The organism is Sphingobium sp. GW456-12-10-14-TSB1, from assembly GCF_059424385.1.
The window spans coordinates 2,664,224-2,681,720 of sequence record NZ_JBWKZI010000001.1 but is presented as its reverse complement, the minus strand read 5'-3'; the positions used below and the strand labels follow the sequence as shown (position 1 = coordinate 2,681,720).

Genomic DNA, 17,497 nt, shown 5'->3' with positions numbered 1-17,497 from the left:
AGGCAGCGGCCTGTGATGGCCATTGGAACTGACGGAGTGTCACACGCCTCGGATCGATCGATCGCACCATCTGCTCTCTTCATGCAAGATCACGGATCAGCTCAGTACGATAGCATTGATATTTTGCTCATCGTCCCTGGCTAATTCTTATGCTGCTACCGCAGTTAGCGCGGGCGGCGCGACGCACTGGTATCGCTCGCCGCTCACCATGAGTTTCCACGCGACACGTGCGGCTTTGTTAGCAACGGCAACCGCAACGAGCTTAGGCGATTTTCGTGCAATCAAGCCGATAAGCCACGGTGTTAGATTCCTGCCTCGCCCATTGCGGGCGTGCTGAACGACTGCGGTGGCTCCGACCACGAGCGTGCTTCTGAGAAGCTCATCACCAGCGCGAGTGATAACGCCGTGTCTTGTCTTGCCGGCGGTCGAGTGATCTTTGGGGGTCAGGCCCATCCATGCCGCAAAATCCCGACCGGATTTGAATAGATGCGGATCGGGCGTTTTCATCATGAGCAAGGTCGCGCCGATAGGCCCAACGCCGGGAATTTTGGCCAGTCGCTGACTACATTCGTCGTTGCGATGCCATTCCATCAGCTTCGCGTCGATCCGTTCGATCTCGCACTGGAGCTGCGCATATTCCTTTCCCTGCAGCGCAAAAAGTTCGCGCGCCAATTCGGGTATCGTTTCATCTTCCGCGATGCACTCGAGAAGCGGTACGACGCGACATGCACCCGTCGCCGCGGTGATGCCGAACTCCGCGCCATACCCTCGTATAGCGTTGACGAGCTGGGTGCGCTTCTGAATAAGCCTTTCGCGCACCCCGACCAACATGAGCGCGGCCTGTTGTTCTGCAGTCTTTACCGGAACGAAGCGCATTGTTGGGCGGCTCACCGCTTCGCAGAGAGCTTCGGCATCCGCAGCGTCGTTCTTGCCGCGCTTGACGTAGGGCTTCGCTAATTGCGGCGCGATCAACCTTACATCATGCCCGAGCGATCCGAGAAGACGAGCCCAATGATGTGAACTGCCGCATGCCTCGATAGCGACGAGGGTGGGTGGCAGCTTTTCGAAAAACCGAATCATCTCTCGGCGCGTCAACTTCTTGCGCAGCACTGGCTTCTCCGCTGCATCGACGCCATGCAGTTGAAAAACGTTCTTTGACGTATCCATGCCTATGCGGGTAATTTGCTCCACGGGCGGCTCCCTTGATTGAGTCTTGCAACGCACTCACTCTGGCACATTGCGATGCCGTTGGGAGCCGTCCACCCCAACAAGGCAGGGCAGGCGCAAGGCGCGGCGGCAACCAATTTCGACGATTCGGACTGGCCGAATGTCGACCTGCCGCATGATTGGGCGGTGGCTATGCCGTTCGACAGGGACGCCAACCCGTCGCAGGGATACCGCCGACGCGGCTATGCCTGGTATCGGCGTACCCTGCGGCTGGAGCCGGAGGACCGGGGCAAATATATCGAGTTGCAGTTCGGCGCGATCGCGACCAACGCCACGATCTGGTTCAACGGATCGGTCATCGCGCATAACTGGAGCGGCTATAATTCCCTCTATCTCGACCTGACTCCCACCGCGCGCTTTGGCGATCATCTGAATACCATCGTCGTGCGCGTCGATGCGGAAAAGATGGAAGGCTGGTGGTATGAAGGGGCCGGCATCTATCGCCATGTGTGGCTGGCGAAGCGTCCGCCCGTCTATATCGAGACCGATGGCATTCATGCCGATCCACGGCTGGGGCCGGACGGTCGCTGGAGCGTGCCTGTCACGGCGACGCTGGGCAACATATTGAAGGCAGAGGCAAATGCGACTGTCTCGGTCGAACTGACCGACGCCGGGGGCGGCGTGGTCGCACAGGGAAGCACCGGGGTGACGGTGCCGCCACTGGCCAGGCGGGAAGCCCATTTTGATCTGGCGGTACCGGACCCCAAGCTCTGGTCCGTCGATGCGCCCAATCTCTACACGCTGCGCGCCCGTCTGACGCGCGAGGGTCAGCCCGACGACCGGCGCACCCTGCGGATCGGCTTTCGCACCTTCCACTTTGACGCCGACAGGGGCTTTTTCCTCAACGGGGAGCCGCTCAAGATCAAGGGCACTTGCAATCATCAGGATCATGCGGGCGTGGGCGTCGCCGTTCCCGATGCGCTGTGGGAATGGCGGATTGGGCGGCTGAAGGCGATGGGATCGAACGCGATCCGCTGCTCGCACAATGCGCCAGCGACCGAGTTGCTCGATGCATGCGACCGTCTGGGGATGCTCGTCATGGACGAGAATCGCAATTTCAACACCAGCCCTGACTATATCGAGCAACTCCGCTGGCTGGTCCGGCGCGACCGCAACCGGCCGAGCATCTTCATCTGGTCGGTGTTCAACGAAGAACCGATGCAGGGCAGCGAGGCGGGCTATGAAATGGTCCGCCGCATGGTCGCCGAGGTGAAGGCGCTGGACGACAGCCGGCCCGTCACGGCGGCAATGAACGCGGGCCTCTATGCGCCGAAAAATGTCAGCCAGGCGGTCGATGTGGTGGGGTTCAACTACCAGCCCGGCGAATATGACCGGTTCCATGCCGCCAATCCGCACCTGCCAATGATCAGTTCGGAGGATACGAGCGCCTTCATGACGCGCGGCGCCTATGAAAGCGACCAGGCGGCGCACGTCTTTGCTTCCTATGACGATGTGCGGTCAAGCTGGGGCAACACGCATCGCGAGGCGTGGAAGGCGATCGCTACCCGCCCGTTCGTCGCGGGCGCCTTCGTCTGGACCGGGTTCGACTATCGCGGCGAGCCCTCGCCCTATGAATGGCCGTCGGCGTCAAGCTTCTTCGGGATCATGGATCTGTGCGGCTTTCCCAAGACGGCTTTCCTGCTCCATCGCGCGCAATGGGTGGACGACCAGCCGCTGATCGACATCGTGCCGCACTGGAACTGGCCGGGGCGCGAAGGGCAACCTGTCACGGTGATGGTGCTGACCAATATGGATCGGGTGCGGCTCGTCCTCAACGGCAAGACCGTGGGCGAGCAGGACGTCGATCGGTTCGAGATGCCGCGCTGGCAAGTGCCCTATGCGCCGGGGCGGATCGAGGCGATCGGCTATCGCGGTGGGCGGGAGGTCACGCGCACGGTGGTGGAGACGACAGGTGCGCCCGTGGCATTGCGCCTGACGCCAGACCGGATGCTGATGGCGGGCGACGGCGAGGACGTGCAGCCGATCACGATCGACGCGGTCGATGCCAGGGGGCGCCACGTCGCCACCGCCAACCTGCCGGTCAGCTTCACGATTTCGGGCGGGGAGATCATCGGGCACGGCAATGGTGATCCTAACAGCCATGAGGCGGAAAAGGGTGAAAGCCGCCGTCTATTCAATGGCTTGGCACAGCTGATCGTGCGGACGCAGGCGGGCGCGGGGCCACTGGTGGTGACGGTGAACGCGCCAGGTCTGCGCCCAGCGCGGACTAGCATAGGCCGCCTTCCAGCGACCCCACGCGCTCAGGTTCCGCCGACGGCGTCGGTGCAGGTGATAGAGGGCTGGCGTCAGTCGCCCACTTTCGCCGAAAAGCCTGATCCGAACATGAAACCTGCCGAAACCGACATGAACAGCTGGCTTTGGCTGGGCGCGGGCGAGCTTCAGGCCGCCCCGGAAGACAAGCGCTGGATCGTGCTGCGCACAAGCTTCACGCCGCGCCGCGGAGTGCAGGCGCGTGGCGGCATGCTGAAATTCGGCGGGATCATCGGTCGCGCGGAAATCTGGCTGGACGGCAGGCAGGTCGCGACCAAACCGGGATATGACGAGGCTGCGCTGGCCATTGCGCTACCACCGGGGAATGGCGAACGGATTGTGACGCTGCTGGTGGAAAATGAAGCCGCCAAGCCGGGGGGGCTGGTCCAGCCGGTCGCGGTCGCCAATCACTGATACCCCCGCTGGCCTGCGCAGCGCGATGTCCCCATTCACTTTGCTCACCCATGTGGCAGGCATCAGCCCCTTCGGAAGAGGGCGACTATGACATCCCGGTGATTACCATCGACCATTCGACTCCTCCATATCTGGATTATAACTCCGACATTACAGAATGATTCGGACGGTTTAGCGCACAGAATATTTTGTAGCTGGAGGGGATTGAACATGGCCGGACGAGTTTGAGTCAGCACTCTGATCCCCGCCAAGGCTATATGATCCTTTGGTCCAAGCTCTCGACGAAGTAGTGGATCATGCAGCATCCTTTCACATTATCTCGATCCCTTACCACAGCAAAAAACAGATGCATTTTGCCTGACATTTTGTACGAGAAATAAACACCGAGTCGAGGACGGGCGATTGGCGCGCCGATCCGTGGGACTCCCTGTTGGCCGGCGTCCTGGGAGGGGCAGCACGCATGCACGGAACCATGTCCACGACGGAGGTCTTTCTCATCGCGTTGCTGATCATTTTCTCGATCCCCTATCTCGTCTGGCGCATCGCCCGTATCGACTATTATGTGCCCTTGGTCGTCATGCAGATCATCGGCGGTGTGGTGCTTGGCCCCCGTGTCATTGGTGCGGCCTTCCCCGATTATTACAGCTTCGTATTTCGGCCCGAAGTGGTAGCGGCGTTGAACGGCATCGCCTGGTGGGGGGTGATGATTTTCGTATGGATTGCCGGCCTTGAGCTAGACCTGAGGCATGCGTGGCGGCATCGTTATGAAACGGGTGTGACGTCCGGCCTGGCGCTGATGGTGCCGCTTGTTCTGGGATGCGTGGCAGCCCTGGTGCTGCTGTCACTAGACGACGGTTGGCGCGGCCCACTTGGCGAAGATTGGCAGGTTGTGCTCGGCATCGGCATGGCTTGTGCTGTGACGGCGCTTCCTATCCTCGTCCTGTTTCTGGAAAAGCTCGCAATTTTGAGAGAGCCCCTGGGCCAGCGGATCCTGCGCTATGCCAGCCTGGATGATATCGCTATCTGGGGCGTGCTAGCGCTGATCCTTCTCGACTGGGATCGCATCGGTCGGCAAGCGATGTTCATCATGGCCTTCGTCGCTGCGGCATGGCTGGTTCGTCGGGTGGTCCCGCGACTGGCTGAGCGTGATCGCTGGTATGGCGCGCTTGTCTGGCTCGCCGCCTGCGGGTTCGCGGCGGATTGGTGCGGACTGCATTTCATGGTCGGGGCTTTCCTGGCCGGCGCCGTGCTCGATGCGGAATGGTTCGATCGGGAACGGATGGACCTCTTCCGCGATCATGTCCTGCTGGCGGTCATGCCCGTCTTTTTCCTCAGCACGGGGTTGAAGACGCAGTGGGACGTCGGGGGCATCGCCGTTTTCGGCGCGGCGGCGCTGCTGCTGATCGCTTCCGTTGGCGGCAAGCTGCTGGGTTTGTGGTGCGCGGGCCGCGTCCTGAAATGGCGCAAGGGCGAAGCCACTCTTATCGGCTGGCTGCTCCAGACCAAGGCGCTGATCATGATCATCTTCGCCAACATCCTGCTGGACCGGCAGATCATTTCGCCGGAAAGCTTCACCGCCCTGCTTTTGATGGCAATTGCCAGCACGATGCTGAGCATCCCGCTGGCGGCGCCAAAGCTTCGGCTCTTGATGGCCGATCCGGGGGTTGCGCGGGACTCGGCCGAAGCGAACCGGCATCGATGAACTCAATGCCCCTGTCAGGCCGCATCTATGATGCTGAACGGATCGGCCTGCCCAAGGTCGAAATTGAAATTCTCTTGACAAAAGACGTACACACAGGAAATGGTAGCGTTATCATAATGTCTAGCGGGAGGAACAGTAGGTGAAGGACGCTTCCACAGCGGCAGATTTGCTGTGCGCCGACTGGCGGTCGGCGGTATTTGTCGGGCGAATTGCGACAGTTGCGGGACCGTCACCGATCCTTATTCGCGATGGCGAGGTCTATGATGTGGCGACCACCGCACCGACCGTCTCCGCGCTGCTTGCCATGCCTGATCCCGCCGCCGCAACGGGCGACCATCTGGGCGCGCTTGACGACTTGCTGCCCGGCTTGAACATCCTTTCGCCCGTCGATCTGCAATGCGTGAAGGCCGCAGGTGTTACCTTTGCTGTCTCGGCGGTGGAGCGGGTGATCGAAGAACGGGCCCGTGGCGACGCCGATGCCGCAGCGGCGGTGCGCGCCAAGCTGGAAGGCCGGATCGGGGGTAGCATCCGTTCCGTCGTGCCGGGCTCGGCAGAGGCGGCTGCGCTCAAGACCGCATTGGCGGATGAGGGCCTCTGGTCGCAATATCTGGAAGTCGCGATCGGCCCGGATGCGGAAATTTTCACGAAGGCTCCCGTCCTTTCGACCGTCGGTTGGGGTGATGACATCGGCGTGCGTTCGGATTCATCATGGAACAATCCAGAACCTGAAATCGTCCTGATCGTCGATCCGCGCGGGCGTATCATGGGCGCGACGCTGGGCAACGATGTCAACCTGCGCGATTTCGAGGGACGCAGCGCGCTGCTGCTGGGCAAGGCAAAGGACAATAATGCGTCATGCTCGCTCGGTCCGTTCATCCGGTTGTTCGATCAGGACTTTACGATGGATGATGTGCGCGATGCGGTGGTGGAACTGACGATCTCGGGCAGCGACGGCTATCATCTGGCCGGTGTTTCTTCCATGCGCGAAATCAGCCGCGATCCCGAAGAACTCGTCCGTCAGGCGCTTAGCGAACATCAATATCCCGACGGCTTCGCGCTGATGCTCGGCACATTGTTCGCGCCGACGCAGGACCGCGATGTGCCCGGCCGCGGTTTTACCCACAGGACCGGCGACGTCGTGCGTATTTCCTCCGAGCGCCTCGGTACCCTGGTCAATCGCGTCACGACGTCGAAGAGCGCGCCGCCATGGACGACTGGTATCGCCACGTTGATGGCTAACCTTGCTGGCCGTGGGTTGTTGCAGCCGCCTGTCATGCAGGACCATGCCTGACATGCGCCCGGCCCGTCGATTCCAATTCCCCGTTTCTGCCGGAGACCATCATTGTTGAAGCTCAAGACCCCGACAGCTGTGCGCGCTGTCTATCCCAGCCTGACGGACAAGCATGTGCTTGTGACCGGCGGCGGCGCCGGTATCGGAGAGGCGCTGGTGGAAGCCTTTGCCCGTCAGGGTGCCAGGGTCTTGTTCATCGACATTCTCGATTCCCCTTCACACGACCTTGTCGAACGGCTGAGCGGCGACGTGGCGCACGCGCCCCTGTACCGCTACTGCGACCTGCGCGACATCGAAGCGATCCGGCAGACGATTGCTGATGTTGAACGGGAACAGGGCGCAATCGACATTCTGGTCAACAACGCCGCCAATGACGACCGCCACAGCATCGATGATATTACCCCCGAATATTGGGACGACCGCATTGCCGTGAACCTGCGACACCAGTTCTTCGCGGCGCAGGCGGTTGTTCCGGGAATGCGGCGTTCGGGTGGCGGCGCCATCATCAACCTTGGTTCGATCAGCTGGCATCTCGCGCTGGCCGACCTTGTACTCTACCAGACCGCCAAGGCGGGGATCGAAGGTTTGACCCGCGCACTGGCGCGCGATCTTGGGCCGGACAATATCCGCGTCAACACGATCGTTCCCGGCAATGTCCAGACTCCGCGCCAGATGCAATGGTACACGCCGGAGGGCGAAAAGGAGATCGTTGCAGCACAGTGCCTGAAGGATCGAATCCAGTCCGATGATGTCGCCGCGCTCGCCCTGTTCCTTGCCTCTGACGATGCGCGCATGTGCACGGGCCATGAATATTTTGTCGACGCGGGCTGGCGTTGATGCCTGTCCCTGTCGAACAGGCTTGCAAGGTCGGCGCGACGCTGGGCGAAGGACCCTATTGGTCCGAGAGTGAAGGCAAGCTCTGGTTCGTCGATATCAAGGAACAAAAAATCCATCGTTTCGATCCGGGGGCGGGCCGACTCGAAAGCTGGAATGCCCCTGCCCAGCCCGGCTGGATTTTTCCGACCGACAGCGGACGGATGGTGGCGGGCCTGCAAAGCGGCATCCATATGTTCGATCCGGCAAGTGGCAGCTTTGAGTTGCTCGCCGCGCCAGAAGCGTCCGAGCCCGGCAACCGGCTGAACGACGCCGTCATCGATCGTTTTGGCGCCATCTGGTTCGGCAGCATGGATGATGGCGAGACGCGGGCGACGGGCCGCGTTTACCGCTTCGCTGACGGGAAAGTCGTTGCCACGACCATTGCGCCCTGCGCGATCACGAACGGCCCTGCATTGTCCCCTGACGGCAACACCCTCTATCATGTCGATACGCTGGGGGGATCCATCTACGCCTGTACGCTGGGCGATGACGGCTTGCCCATTTCCCAACGCCGTCTTGTCACCATCGACCCCGCACAAGGGTATCCCGACGGGCCGTCCGTCGATTCCGAAGGCTGCATCTGGATCGGTCTGTTCGGTGGATGGAAAGCCCATCGCTATGCCCCGACAGGGGAATTGCTGGACACCGTCAGTTTCCCCGTGGCCAATGTGACGAAGATCGCGTTCGGCGGTGCGGATCTTCGCACGGCCTATGCGACGACGGCGCACAAGGGTTTGTCGGCGGCCGAACGTGCGCAGCAGCCTGGTGCGGGCGACCTTTTCAGTTTCCGTGTGGATGTGCCGGGCCTTCCGGCACCCAAGGTCGCCCTGACCGCCAGCTAGATCAAAATCGTTGCGCAATGTTCCGACGGAATGGTGCGCGCCATGGGGGAGAGAAGGACATGCCCGAAACTGCGTCGGCGCAAGTCAATATTCCATGGCGGCAGTGATAAACGAATAAGGAAAGGAAGACGGACGTGATCCCCATTTTGCTGGCAGCCGCGACTGCGCCGGTGGCCGTAGCGTCGCCCGACAAGAGCATCGTCATCAGCGTCGCCCCCGATGGCAAAAGCTATTCGGTGACTCGCAAGGGTGAAATCATCATCCGCAATGCGCCGCTGGGCCTGGAGATGGCGAACGAGCCGCAATTCTCCAACCTCAAGTTCGTCGATGCCAGCAAGCAGGCGGTCAATCGCACGATTCCGCTCACGGCCACGAAGGCAAGCGAGGCCAAGGATCATTATAACGGCGCTGTCATCCGTTTTCGCGAAAAGGGCGGCAGCGGGCGGACCATGTCGATCGAGGCGCGCGCCTATAATGAGGGCGTTGCCTTCCGCTACGTTGTTCCCGGCGGCAAGCCGGTCGCCATCGCTGGCGAAAAAACCGGCTTTCGCCTGACTGGCGACACGCGCTGCGAGGTGACCGAATTTGCCAGTTCGCACGAGTTGCCATGGAATTCGATGACGATCGCGGCGCTTGATCGAGCCAAGCTTTATGACCTGCCCATGGTCTGCGCCTCATCCACCGGACGGACCCATTTCGCGTTCGCCCAGTCGGGGATTGCAGGCTATGCAAGCTCGGCGTTGCAGCCGGTAGAGGGCGGGTTAGACGTTCATCTGTTTTCGCCCAAGGACCGCCCGAATGTGGCTGTCCGCTCTGCTGATGGTCTGCATAGCGCGTGGCGCGTCATCATGGCCGGCGACCGTGCAGGCGACCTGATCGCCTCCCCCATCATCGGCAATCTGTCGCGGCAGGCCACTGGTGACTTTTCCTGGGTAAAGCCGGGCAAGGCGGCGTGGGACTGGTGGTCCGGTCCGTCGACGTCGGAAAAGCCGAGCATGGATCGGTATCGCCGCTTCATCGATTTCGCGGCGCAATCGGGCTTTCAATATTTCATGGTCGATGCTGGCTGGGCCTATAATTCGGGCGAGTGCTGCGGGGTCGAACCGAACCCGGATACCGACATCACCCGCGCCGAACCCGGCATCGATATCCCCGCTCTGGTGCAATATGCCAGGAGCAAGGGCGTGGACCTGCTGCTGTGGGTGCATTGGGCACATCTCAATTCCCGCATGGACCAGGCGCTCGACCTCTACCAGCGCTGGGGCGTCAAGGGCGTGAAGGTCGATTTCATGGAGCGCGACGACCAGAAGATGGTCGCTTTCTATGTGCGCGCGGCGGAAGCGACGGCAAAGCGGCATTTGCTGCTCAACATGCACGGCGCCTTCCCACCTTCGGGGCTTCAGCGCACCTATCCCAACTATATCACGCAGGAAGGCGTGATGGGCGCTGAATGGAACAAGTTCGGCTGGGGTCGCATAACGCCAACCCATAATGTGAAGCTGGCCTACACGCGGATGCTGCTGGGGCCGATGGATTACACGCCAGGCGGGTTCCGCAACGGCGCGAAGGCCGCAGGACCGGGCGATGGGTCCATGCCGACGACGCTGCATACGCGCGGACAGGCGCTGGCCCAATATGTGGTGTATGACAGCCCGCTCCAGATGGTGTCGGACAAACCGGAAGCCTATGCGAACGCCAGCGGCTTCGATTTCATCGAGCAGGTGCCGACTGCCTGGGACGAAACGCGCTTCATCGATGGCACGCCGGAGAGCCATATCGTCCTCGCCCGGCGCAAGGGGACGGATTGGTACATCGGGGCCATGACGAACGGAACCGCGCGGCGCGTCGACATTCCGCTCTCCCTGCTGGGATCGGGACGTTTTGAAGCGACGGTCTGGCAGGACGGCGCGTCGCCCAACATGGTGGATCGCACGGCGCGGCAGGTCACCAGCGGCGATACGCTGTCGGTCCAGATGAGCGCTGGGGGCGGTGCCGCCATCCACATCAGGCCCGTTTCCTGAACCATTCCGGCGCAACAAAATAGGCCGCCATGCTCAGTCAGCATGGTGGCCTTCCTGTCATTTGGTACGATTATCTGTGGGTATCATTTCCCACCCTCGGAGATGCAGACCGTTCGCCGCTCCATGCGGCGATCCGGCCGCCGCCCGCCATCATTGCCTGGCCGGAGGATCGACATTCCCGACCGGCAGATTGGGGAGCGGGGCGTTAGGGTCATAGGTCCAGAGGGCCTCGTCCCGCAGGTCACCCGACGACAGAGCGATCCGGTTGCTTCCCGGCGTCATGGCCACGTCGGTCCAGGTCGCCACATGATCGACCACGGGGACTTCGGGATAGGATCGACCATTCACGGTCAGGCGAACCGACGGCTGATTGCTGTACGCGCGGACGGTCACCCGATCCCGCGTCCGGTAGCTGTGGCGGCGTTCGGTCAGGTGCAGCATCGGCCGGTCGGACCAGTTTGCCTGATACCAGTAATAGGCGTCCTTTTTGACCGCGCGGTCATATGTCACCAATCCCTTGTCATTGATGCCGCTACGATCCCCTTCGCTTCGCCCATCGGACGCCAGATCGAAGGCGACCCAGATGAAGGAGCCCCACAGATAGGGAAGATCCCGGATTCCGCGCCAGCTCTGTTCATGGGAAAGCGCCTGATATTGTTCGGGATGCCAGGCGCTGGTCGTGACAGGTGGGGCGGGGTCGCTTTCCTGCGCACGGATACCGCCACCCGCGCCATATTCGCCAATTGCAAAAGGACGGTCGGGGAAAGCGGCATGGAATTTCCGCGCCCATTCGCCCAGTGAGCCCTTCTGGTCGGGATACCAGCCGAAATAGCGGTTGAAGCCGCTGAGGTCGGCGACGAGCGCCTTGGGGTTGTCGTCATTCTGGCAGCAATGCGCATAGCTGGTCGGACGCGACGGATCGGCGGTTTGCGCCGTCGCCTGCGCAGCGCGCAGCAGGCGCAGCACATCGTCGCTCACCTCATAGACCTCGTTACCAAGCCCCCAGACGGCGACGGAGGGATGTTGGGCGTTCTGGGCGATCAGTTCTCGCATTTGCTGAACCACATTGCGTTCGAAAGCCTCGCCCTTGTCGATCACGCCGTTCAGGGGAATTTCCGTCCACACCAGCAAGCCCCGGCGATCGGCCTCTTCATAGGCGCGCTGAGGGTGTTGGTAATGCACGAACCTGACCGCGGTCGCGCCCATATCGGCGATGATCTGCATGTCATCGGATATTTCCTCGTCAGTGACGGCTGTTCCCCGGCCGGGCCGCTGGGCGTGGAAATAGTTCACGCCATGGAGGCGATAGGGCTTGCCGTTCAGCAACAGCCCCTTGTCGGCGGTCACCTCGATCGTGCGGATGCCGAGCGGCAGTTCGATACGGTCGCGGACCTTGCCCCTGGCGTCGGACAGGGTGGCCACGACCGTGTAGAGATAGGGATCGGCGATGCCGTTCCAGAGGTGCGGGTTTGACAGCGCCATGTCTGCTGTCACCTCGCTCGTGCGGCCCGATCGCAAGCGGGTCCGGTCTTCCGCACGCGCGACTTCGCGGCCATCGGCATCGTGCAGGCTTATATGAAAGCGCACGCCTGCGTCGGCCTTCATATCATTGGCCAGCCGCAACCGCGCGCGAATCCGGGCGGCGCCCGCGGTTACGTCGGGTGTGGAGACATAGACCCCGGGACCGCCGCTATCCTTCATGTCGAAATGCAGCGCGTCGGCCGATACCAGCCAGACGCGGCGGTATAGCCCCCCGAAAACCGTGAAATCCCCACCCAGCGGAGCGATATCGGGCAGGCGGGTGCTATCCACGCGGACGGCGATGCTGTTGCGGCCAGCCTGCAACGCATCGGTGACATCGAAGCGGAAGCGGGCGTAGCCGCCTTCGTGCCGACCGATCCGGTGACCGTTGACCCATAGGTCGGTGGCCAGCGCAGCGCCGTCAAATTCCAGGAAGTAACGGCGATCGGACGCCTTTATCGGCATCACTACATTCGTGCGATACCAGGCCGGACCCCGATAATAGCTGCCGCCATCATCGCCATCGCTGCCATTGAAGCTGTGGGGCAGGGTTACCCGCGACCAGCCTGAATCGTCAAAATTGGGCGACGCAGCATCGGGCGCATCTGCGCGCATGAAGGACCAGACGGCGTCGATTGGCGTCCTTCCGCGCTCCGCCGCCAAGGCTTCGTCCATTGCCAACAAGCCAGAAAGACCGAGAAAAATCGACAGCAGAAGCTTGAGATGCCGGGCGATGACGTTGCCGATGCTGCAGGACATAGCGATAATTATCTCCCCAAACCCACTTCGCGGGCTTTTTTCTCTGAACAAGGCCTGTGATGGCGAAGGATATGAGGGCAATCGTATAGGTCGTTGACCCGGACGCCATTAATGGTATCGGTATCATTCGATAATCAAAAAGTCCACTCAGGGGAGGCGCCGCAGTCCGGATCAGCGAAAAAGTGAAGCGATCGTAAGCCGTTGGCCAAAAGCTGCACGGACATTGTTTGCCGACCAGAGCTTCATCCATACCCAATGCGCTGCGCACGATATCCGCTACGAGCGGTTGTCGGGACGAAAGACGCCGCACAAATCCATCTGATGGGGCCTGATCCAGGTCGGACAGAGGCGGCAAATCCAGATTTTTACTTGATAGCGCTATCATTTAATAAGTATGAGTAATAAGAATTGCAGAATGGCGCTCAAGGGAGAGTGAGTGAAATGCTATTGAATCGTGCGCAAACCGCCTTGCTTGGCGTCTCCTTGTCCGCGGCGAGTCTTGCGCTTTGGGCGGCGTCCGCCGGTGCGCAGTCAGCCGAGCCGGGTAAAGCCCACCCGGCACTTTGGCCCCAGGCCAAGAGCCAGGGTCTGATCGACGCAAAAACCGAATCCCGCATCACCACCCTGTTGAAGCGCATGTCGCTCGAGGAAAAGGTGGGGCAGATGATCCAGGCTGACACGGCATCGATAAAGCCCGAGGATCTGCGTCGATATCCGCTAGGTTCGATCCTGGCGGGTGGCAGTTCGCCGCCGATCAACGCGCCGGACCGTTCGGCGGCCGGACCGTGGATCAAGACCGCCCAGGCATTCAACGCGATCGCGATGGAAAAGCGGCCGGGGCATGAGCCCATTCCGATCATGTTCGGGATCGATGCGGTGCATGGCAATAATAATGTCGTCGGTGCCACCTTGTTTCCGCATAACAGCGCTCTTGGCGCCGCACATGACCCTGACCTGATTCGCCGAATCGGTGAAGCCACCGCCCGGGAAACCGCTGCCGCCGGCATGGATTGGGCCTTTGCTCCGACGCTGGCGGTCCCCCAGAACGATCGTTGGGGGCGGACCTATGAAGGCTATTCGGAAGATCCGGCGCTTGTTCGCACTTATTCCGCCAAGATGATCGAGGGGCTTCAGGGCGCGCCGGGGAAGGGCAAGCTTCAAAACGGCTATGTGTCCGCGAGCGCCAAGCATTTTCTGGGCGACGGCGGCACCCTGAACGGGGTGGATCAGGGCAATACCGATATTCCTGAAAGCGAATTGATCGCCATTCATTCCGTTGGCTATCCGCCCGCGATCAAGGCCGGGACCCGCACGATCATGGCGAGTTTCAACAGCTGGCAGGGCGTCAAGATGCATGGCAACAAAAGCCTGCTGACCGACGTGCTGAAACAGCGCATGGGGTTTGACGGGTTCATCATCGGCGACTGGAACGGCCATGCGCAAGTACCAGGCTGCACCGCGACGGATTGCCCGCAATCCTTCAATGCCGGTCTGGACATGGCCATGGCACCGGACAGTTGGAAGGGCCTGTTCGAAACCACGGTCAAGCAGGTCCGTGATGGCGTGATCCCCATGACGCGGGTGGACGATGCGGTGCGCCGTATCCTGCGCGTGAAGTTCAAGTCCGGATTGTTCGATCCTGCGCGCCCCTATGAAGCGCGTACCGATGTCATCGGTTCGCCCGCGCATCGGGCGATCGCCCGCGAGGCGGTGCGCAAATCGCTGGTCCTGCTCAAGAATGACGGCGTTTTGCCGGTCAAGGCTTCCGCCCGCATCATGGTCGCAGGTAGCGCGGCGGACGATATTTCGCAGCAATCGGGCGGCTGGTCGCTGTCGTGGCAGGGCGACGGCAATACGAACGCCGATTTCCCCAACGCGCAGTCCATCTATGCGGGCATTGCCGAGGCGATGAAGGCCGGTGGCGGCAGCGCAACCCTGAGCGTTGACGGAAGCTTCACCCAGAAGCCCGACCTTGCCATCGTCGTGTTCGGCGAAAAGCCCTATGCCGAGGGCCTGGGCGACCTACGCAGCCTGGAGTTCGAGGCGGGCGACAAACAATCGCTGGCGCTGCTCAAGAAGCTGAAGTCGGCAGGTATCCCGGTGGTGTCGGTGTTCCTGTCCGGGCGGCCGCTATGGGTCAATCCCGAACTGAACCAGTCCGACGCCTTCGTCGCGGCCTGGCTGCCCGGCAGCGAAGGCGGCGGTATTGCGGACATGCTGATCGGCGACGCCAAGGGCAAGCCGAGGGCTGATTTCACCGGTCGACTGTCCTACAGCTGGCCCAAGACCGCCGCGCAGTTCACGCTGAACAAGGGACAGGCAGGCTATGATCCGCTGTTCCCGCTGAACCATGGCCTCAGCTATGCGGCGCCTGGCAAGGTCGGTCAGCTAAGTGAAGTGGCGGGCATCGACGCCACGCCTGCCAACAAGAGCCGCTATTTCGCGGACGGTCGGGTGCATGCGCCCTTCTCGCTCGCTCTGGGCGCCGACATTACCCAGCGTCCGGTCGATTCCGCCAGCCGGCAGGAGGGCGCGCTTCAGCTCAGCTGGAAAGCCGGTGCCATGGCCAAGGCAAGCATTGACGGCGAGGGCGTCGACCTTCGTTTTGAATCCAGCGCGGAAATGATGCTCAAGATGACCTATCGCGTCGATACCCCCGCGGGCGGCAGCATCAAGCTGGGCATGGGTCAGGGCATGGTGAATGCGGATGAGATCTTCAAGGCCGGGGCGGGCTGGCGCACGGTTCGGATTCCGCTGAAATGCTTCGCTGAAAGGGGTGCGGACATGGCGCATCTCCAGCCTGTGTGGACGCTGTCTTCTGCCGGTCCCCTGACGATTTCCTTCTCCGAAATCGAACTTGCCACCCAAGCGCCTGGCGGCGTCTGTCCGTCACAGCCGTAAGATCATGGAACGGAGATTTCCCATGCGCCGATGGACCAGCTGGCTGCTGCCGATTGCCGCCACATGCGTGCCGGTCGCTGCGACGGCCGCCGAGGGCAATGCGCTGCCGCGCCTGGAAAGCCGCAACGGCCAGCATGCGCTGATCGTCGACGGCGCGCCTTTTCTGATGCTGGGCGCGCAGGTCAACAACAGCGCCAACTATCCCGCGATGCTGCCCGAAGTGTGGCCCGCGATCGAAAAAATGCATGCCAATACGGTCGAAGCGCCTGTCGGCTGGGAACAGATCGAACCGGAAGAGGGCAAATTCGATTTTTCCTTCCTCGACGCCCTGTTGCCCCAGGCACGCGAGCATAATGTGCGACTGGTGCTGTTGTGGTTCGGCACATGGAAGAACACGGCGCCCAGCTACGCGCCTTCATGGGTGAAGCTGAACCAGAAACGCTTTCCCCGCATGATCAACGCCAAGGGAGAGGTGCATTACGCGCTCTCGCCGCACTATCGCACGACGTTGGAAGCGGACAAGCGCGCCTTCGTCAAGCTGATGGAATATCTCAAGAAGAACGACCCGCAAAACACCGTGATCATGGTGCAGCCGGAAAATGAAGCAGGCAGCTATGGTAGCGTGCGCGACTTCTCGCCTGTCGCTCAGAAGCTGTTTGACGGACCGGTTCCCGCGCCGCTGCTCAAGCAGATGAAGAAAAAGCCCGGCACATGGCGCAATGTGTTCGGCGCGGATGCAGACGAATATTTCCATGCCTGGTCGATCGCCAGCTATACCAGCGAGATCGCCGCCGCAGGCAAGGCGGTGAAAGCGCTGCCCATGTATATGAACGCTGCGCTGGCCGCAGCTTCTGGCCGCCAGCCGGCGATGACCTATGCCAGCGGCGGGCCGGTGCATCATGTCATTGATGTCTACAAGGCCGCCGCCCCGGCGATCGATATCGTCGCGCCGGATATCTACGCGCGCGATCATGCCGACTATATGGCGTATCTCAACTTTTATGACCGGCCCGACAATGCACTGTTCGTGCCGGAAACCGGCAATGACAAGGACTTCGCCCGCTTCTTCTTCCCGACCGTAGGCAAGGGGGCGATCGGTTTCGCACCCTTCGGCATGGATTATACGGGCTATCAAAATTTCCCGTTGGGCGCGAAAAAGCTAGACGACGAGACGATCAAACCCTTTGCGCGCAATTATCGCCTGTTTGGGCCGATGCAGCGGGAATGGGCGGCCTGGGCGGCTCAGGGCAAGACCTGGGGCGTCGCCGAGCCTACCGATCCCAAGGCCGAGCACACCCAGCATATCGCCATGGGCAAATATAATATGACCGTGACCTTCGGTCAGTGGCAGTTCGGCACCGACAAGCCCACCGGCAATCCGCAGCCTTCGGGCGGCGTGGCGGTGGCGCAACTGGGCGAGAATGAATTCCTTGTCACCGGTTTCCACTCCCGCGTCTATTTCGGCCTCGCCAAGCCCGCGCCGCTTGAATCGATGATGACGCTGCGCGTGGAGGAAGGCTATTTCGACAAGGGCAAATGGGTTTTCCGTCGCGTGTGGAACGGCGATTCCACCGACTATGGCCTGAATTTCACAGACCGCGAGCAAGTCCTTCGTGTCACCCTAGCAACCTACAAGGGCACGCCGCCTATCCCCGTCGGGAATCCCAATTGA

At 61.5% G+C, this 17,497-nt stretch carries 10 protein-coding genes; 8 read left to right on the top strand and 2 right to left on the bottom strand.

The features are described 5' to 3' along the window. Positions 1 to 147 precede the first annotated feature (147 nt). A complete protein-coding gene (locus tag AC07X9_RS13050) occupies positions 148 to 1,191 on the bottom strand; it encodes an IS110-like element ISShsp1 family transposase (protein WP_026150064.1) in 1,044 nt (347 codons plus the stop codon). A gap of 51 nt (positions 1,192 to 1,242) precedes the next feature. Here AC07X9_RS13050 and galA point away from each other — a divergent pair, with 51 nt between their 5' ends. The 6 genes from galA (at position 1,243) to AC07X9_RS13020 (ending at position 10,644) form a co-directional block, all read left to right on the top strand. Then, positions 1,243 to 3,912 (top strand): beta-galactosidase GalA, encoded by a 2,670-nt coding sequence (galA, locus tag AC07X9_RS13045; RefSeq protein ID WP_254908071.1) that lies wholly within the window; start codon positions 1,243 to 1,245, stop codon positions 3,910 to 3,912. Positions 3,913 to 4,372: 460 nt separating this feature from the next. Beyond that, positions 4,373 to 5,614, top strand: a complete 1,242-nt coding sequence (locus AC07X9_RS13040; RefSeq protein WP_086485791.1) for a cation:proton antiporter — start codon at positions 4,373 to 4,375, stop codon at positions 5,612 to 5,614. A gap of 139 nt (positions 5,615 to 5,753) precedes the next feature. Beyond that, positions 5,754 to 6,905: a fumarylacetoacetate hydrolase family protein gene (locus AC07X9_RS13035; protein ID WP_086485790.1), complete on the top strand. Its 1,152-nt coding sequence runs from the start codon at positions 5,754 to 5,756 to the stop codon at positions 6,903 to 6,905. A gap of 54 nt (positions 6,906 to 6,959) precedes the next feature. Further along, on the top strand, positions 6,960 to 7,742 hold the full coding sequence (gene xylB / locus AC07X9_RS13030; RefSeq protein WP_086485789.1) for a D-xylose 1-dehydrogenase: 783 nt from the start codon (positions 6,960 to 6,962) through the stop codon (positions 7,740 to 7,742). After that, on the top strand, positions 7,742 to 8,623 hold the full coding sequence (locus AC07X9_RS13025; RefSeq protein ID WP_086485788.1) for an SMP-30/gluconolactonase/LRE family protein: 882 nt from the start codon (positions 7,742 to 7,744) through the stop codon (positions 8,621 to 8,623). Before xylB ends, AC07X9_RS13025 begins: the two co-directional genes overlap by 1 nt. A 134-nt stretch (positions 8,624 to 8,757) precedes the next feature. After that, positions 8,758 to 10,644 carry a glycoside hydrolase family 97 protein gene (locus AC07X9_RS13020; RefSeq protein ID WP_176342118.1) on the top strand — a complete coding sequence of 629 codons (1,887 nt, stop codon included), beginning with the start codon at positions 8,758 to 8,760 and terminating at the stop codon, positions 10,642 to 10,644. A gap of 150 nt (positions 10,645 to 10,794) precedes the next feature. Here the strand turns inward: AC07X9_RS13020 and AC07X9_RS13015 are convergent, their stop codons facing one another. Then, positions 10,795 to 12,924: a glycoside hydrolase family 2 protein gene (locus AC07X9_RS13015; RefSeq protein ID WP_254908070.1), complete on the bottom strand. Its 2,130-nt coding sequence runs from the start codon at positions 12,922 to 12,924 to the stop codon at positions 10,795 to 10,797. Between the two features lie 441 nt (positions 12,925 to 13,365). Between AC07X9_RS13015 and AC07X9_RS13010 the strand changes: the two genes are divergently transcribed. Both AC07X9_RS13010 and AC07X9_RS13005 read left to right on the top strand, forming a co-directional pair. Then, a complete protein-coding gene (locus tag AC07X9_RS13010) occupies positions 13,366 to 15,825 on the top strand; it encodes a glycoside hydrolase family 3 protein (RefSeq protein WP_086485786.1) in 2,460 nt (819 codons plus the stop codon). A 22-nt stretch (positions 15,826 to 15,847) separates the two neighbouring features. After that, complete coding sequence (locus AC07X9_RS13005; protein WP_217884248.1) at positions 15,848 to 17,497, top strand: DUF5597 domain-containing protein; 1,650 nt, start codon at positions 15,848 to 15,850, stop codon at positions 17,495 to 17,497.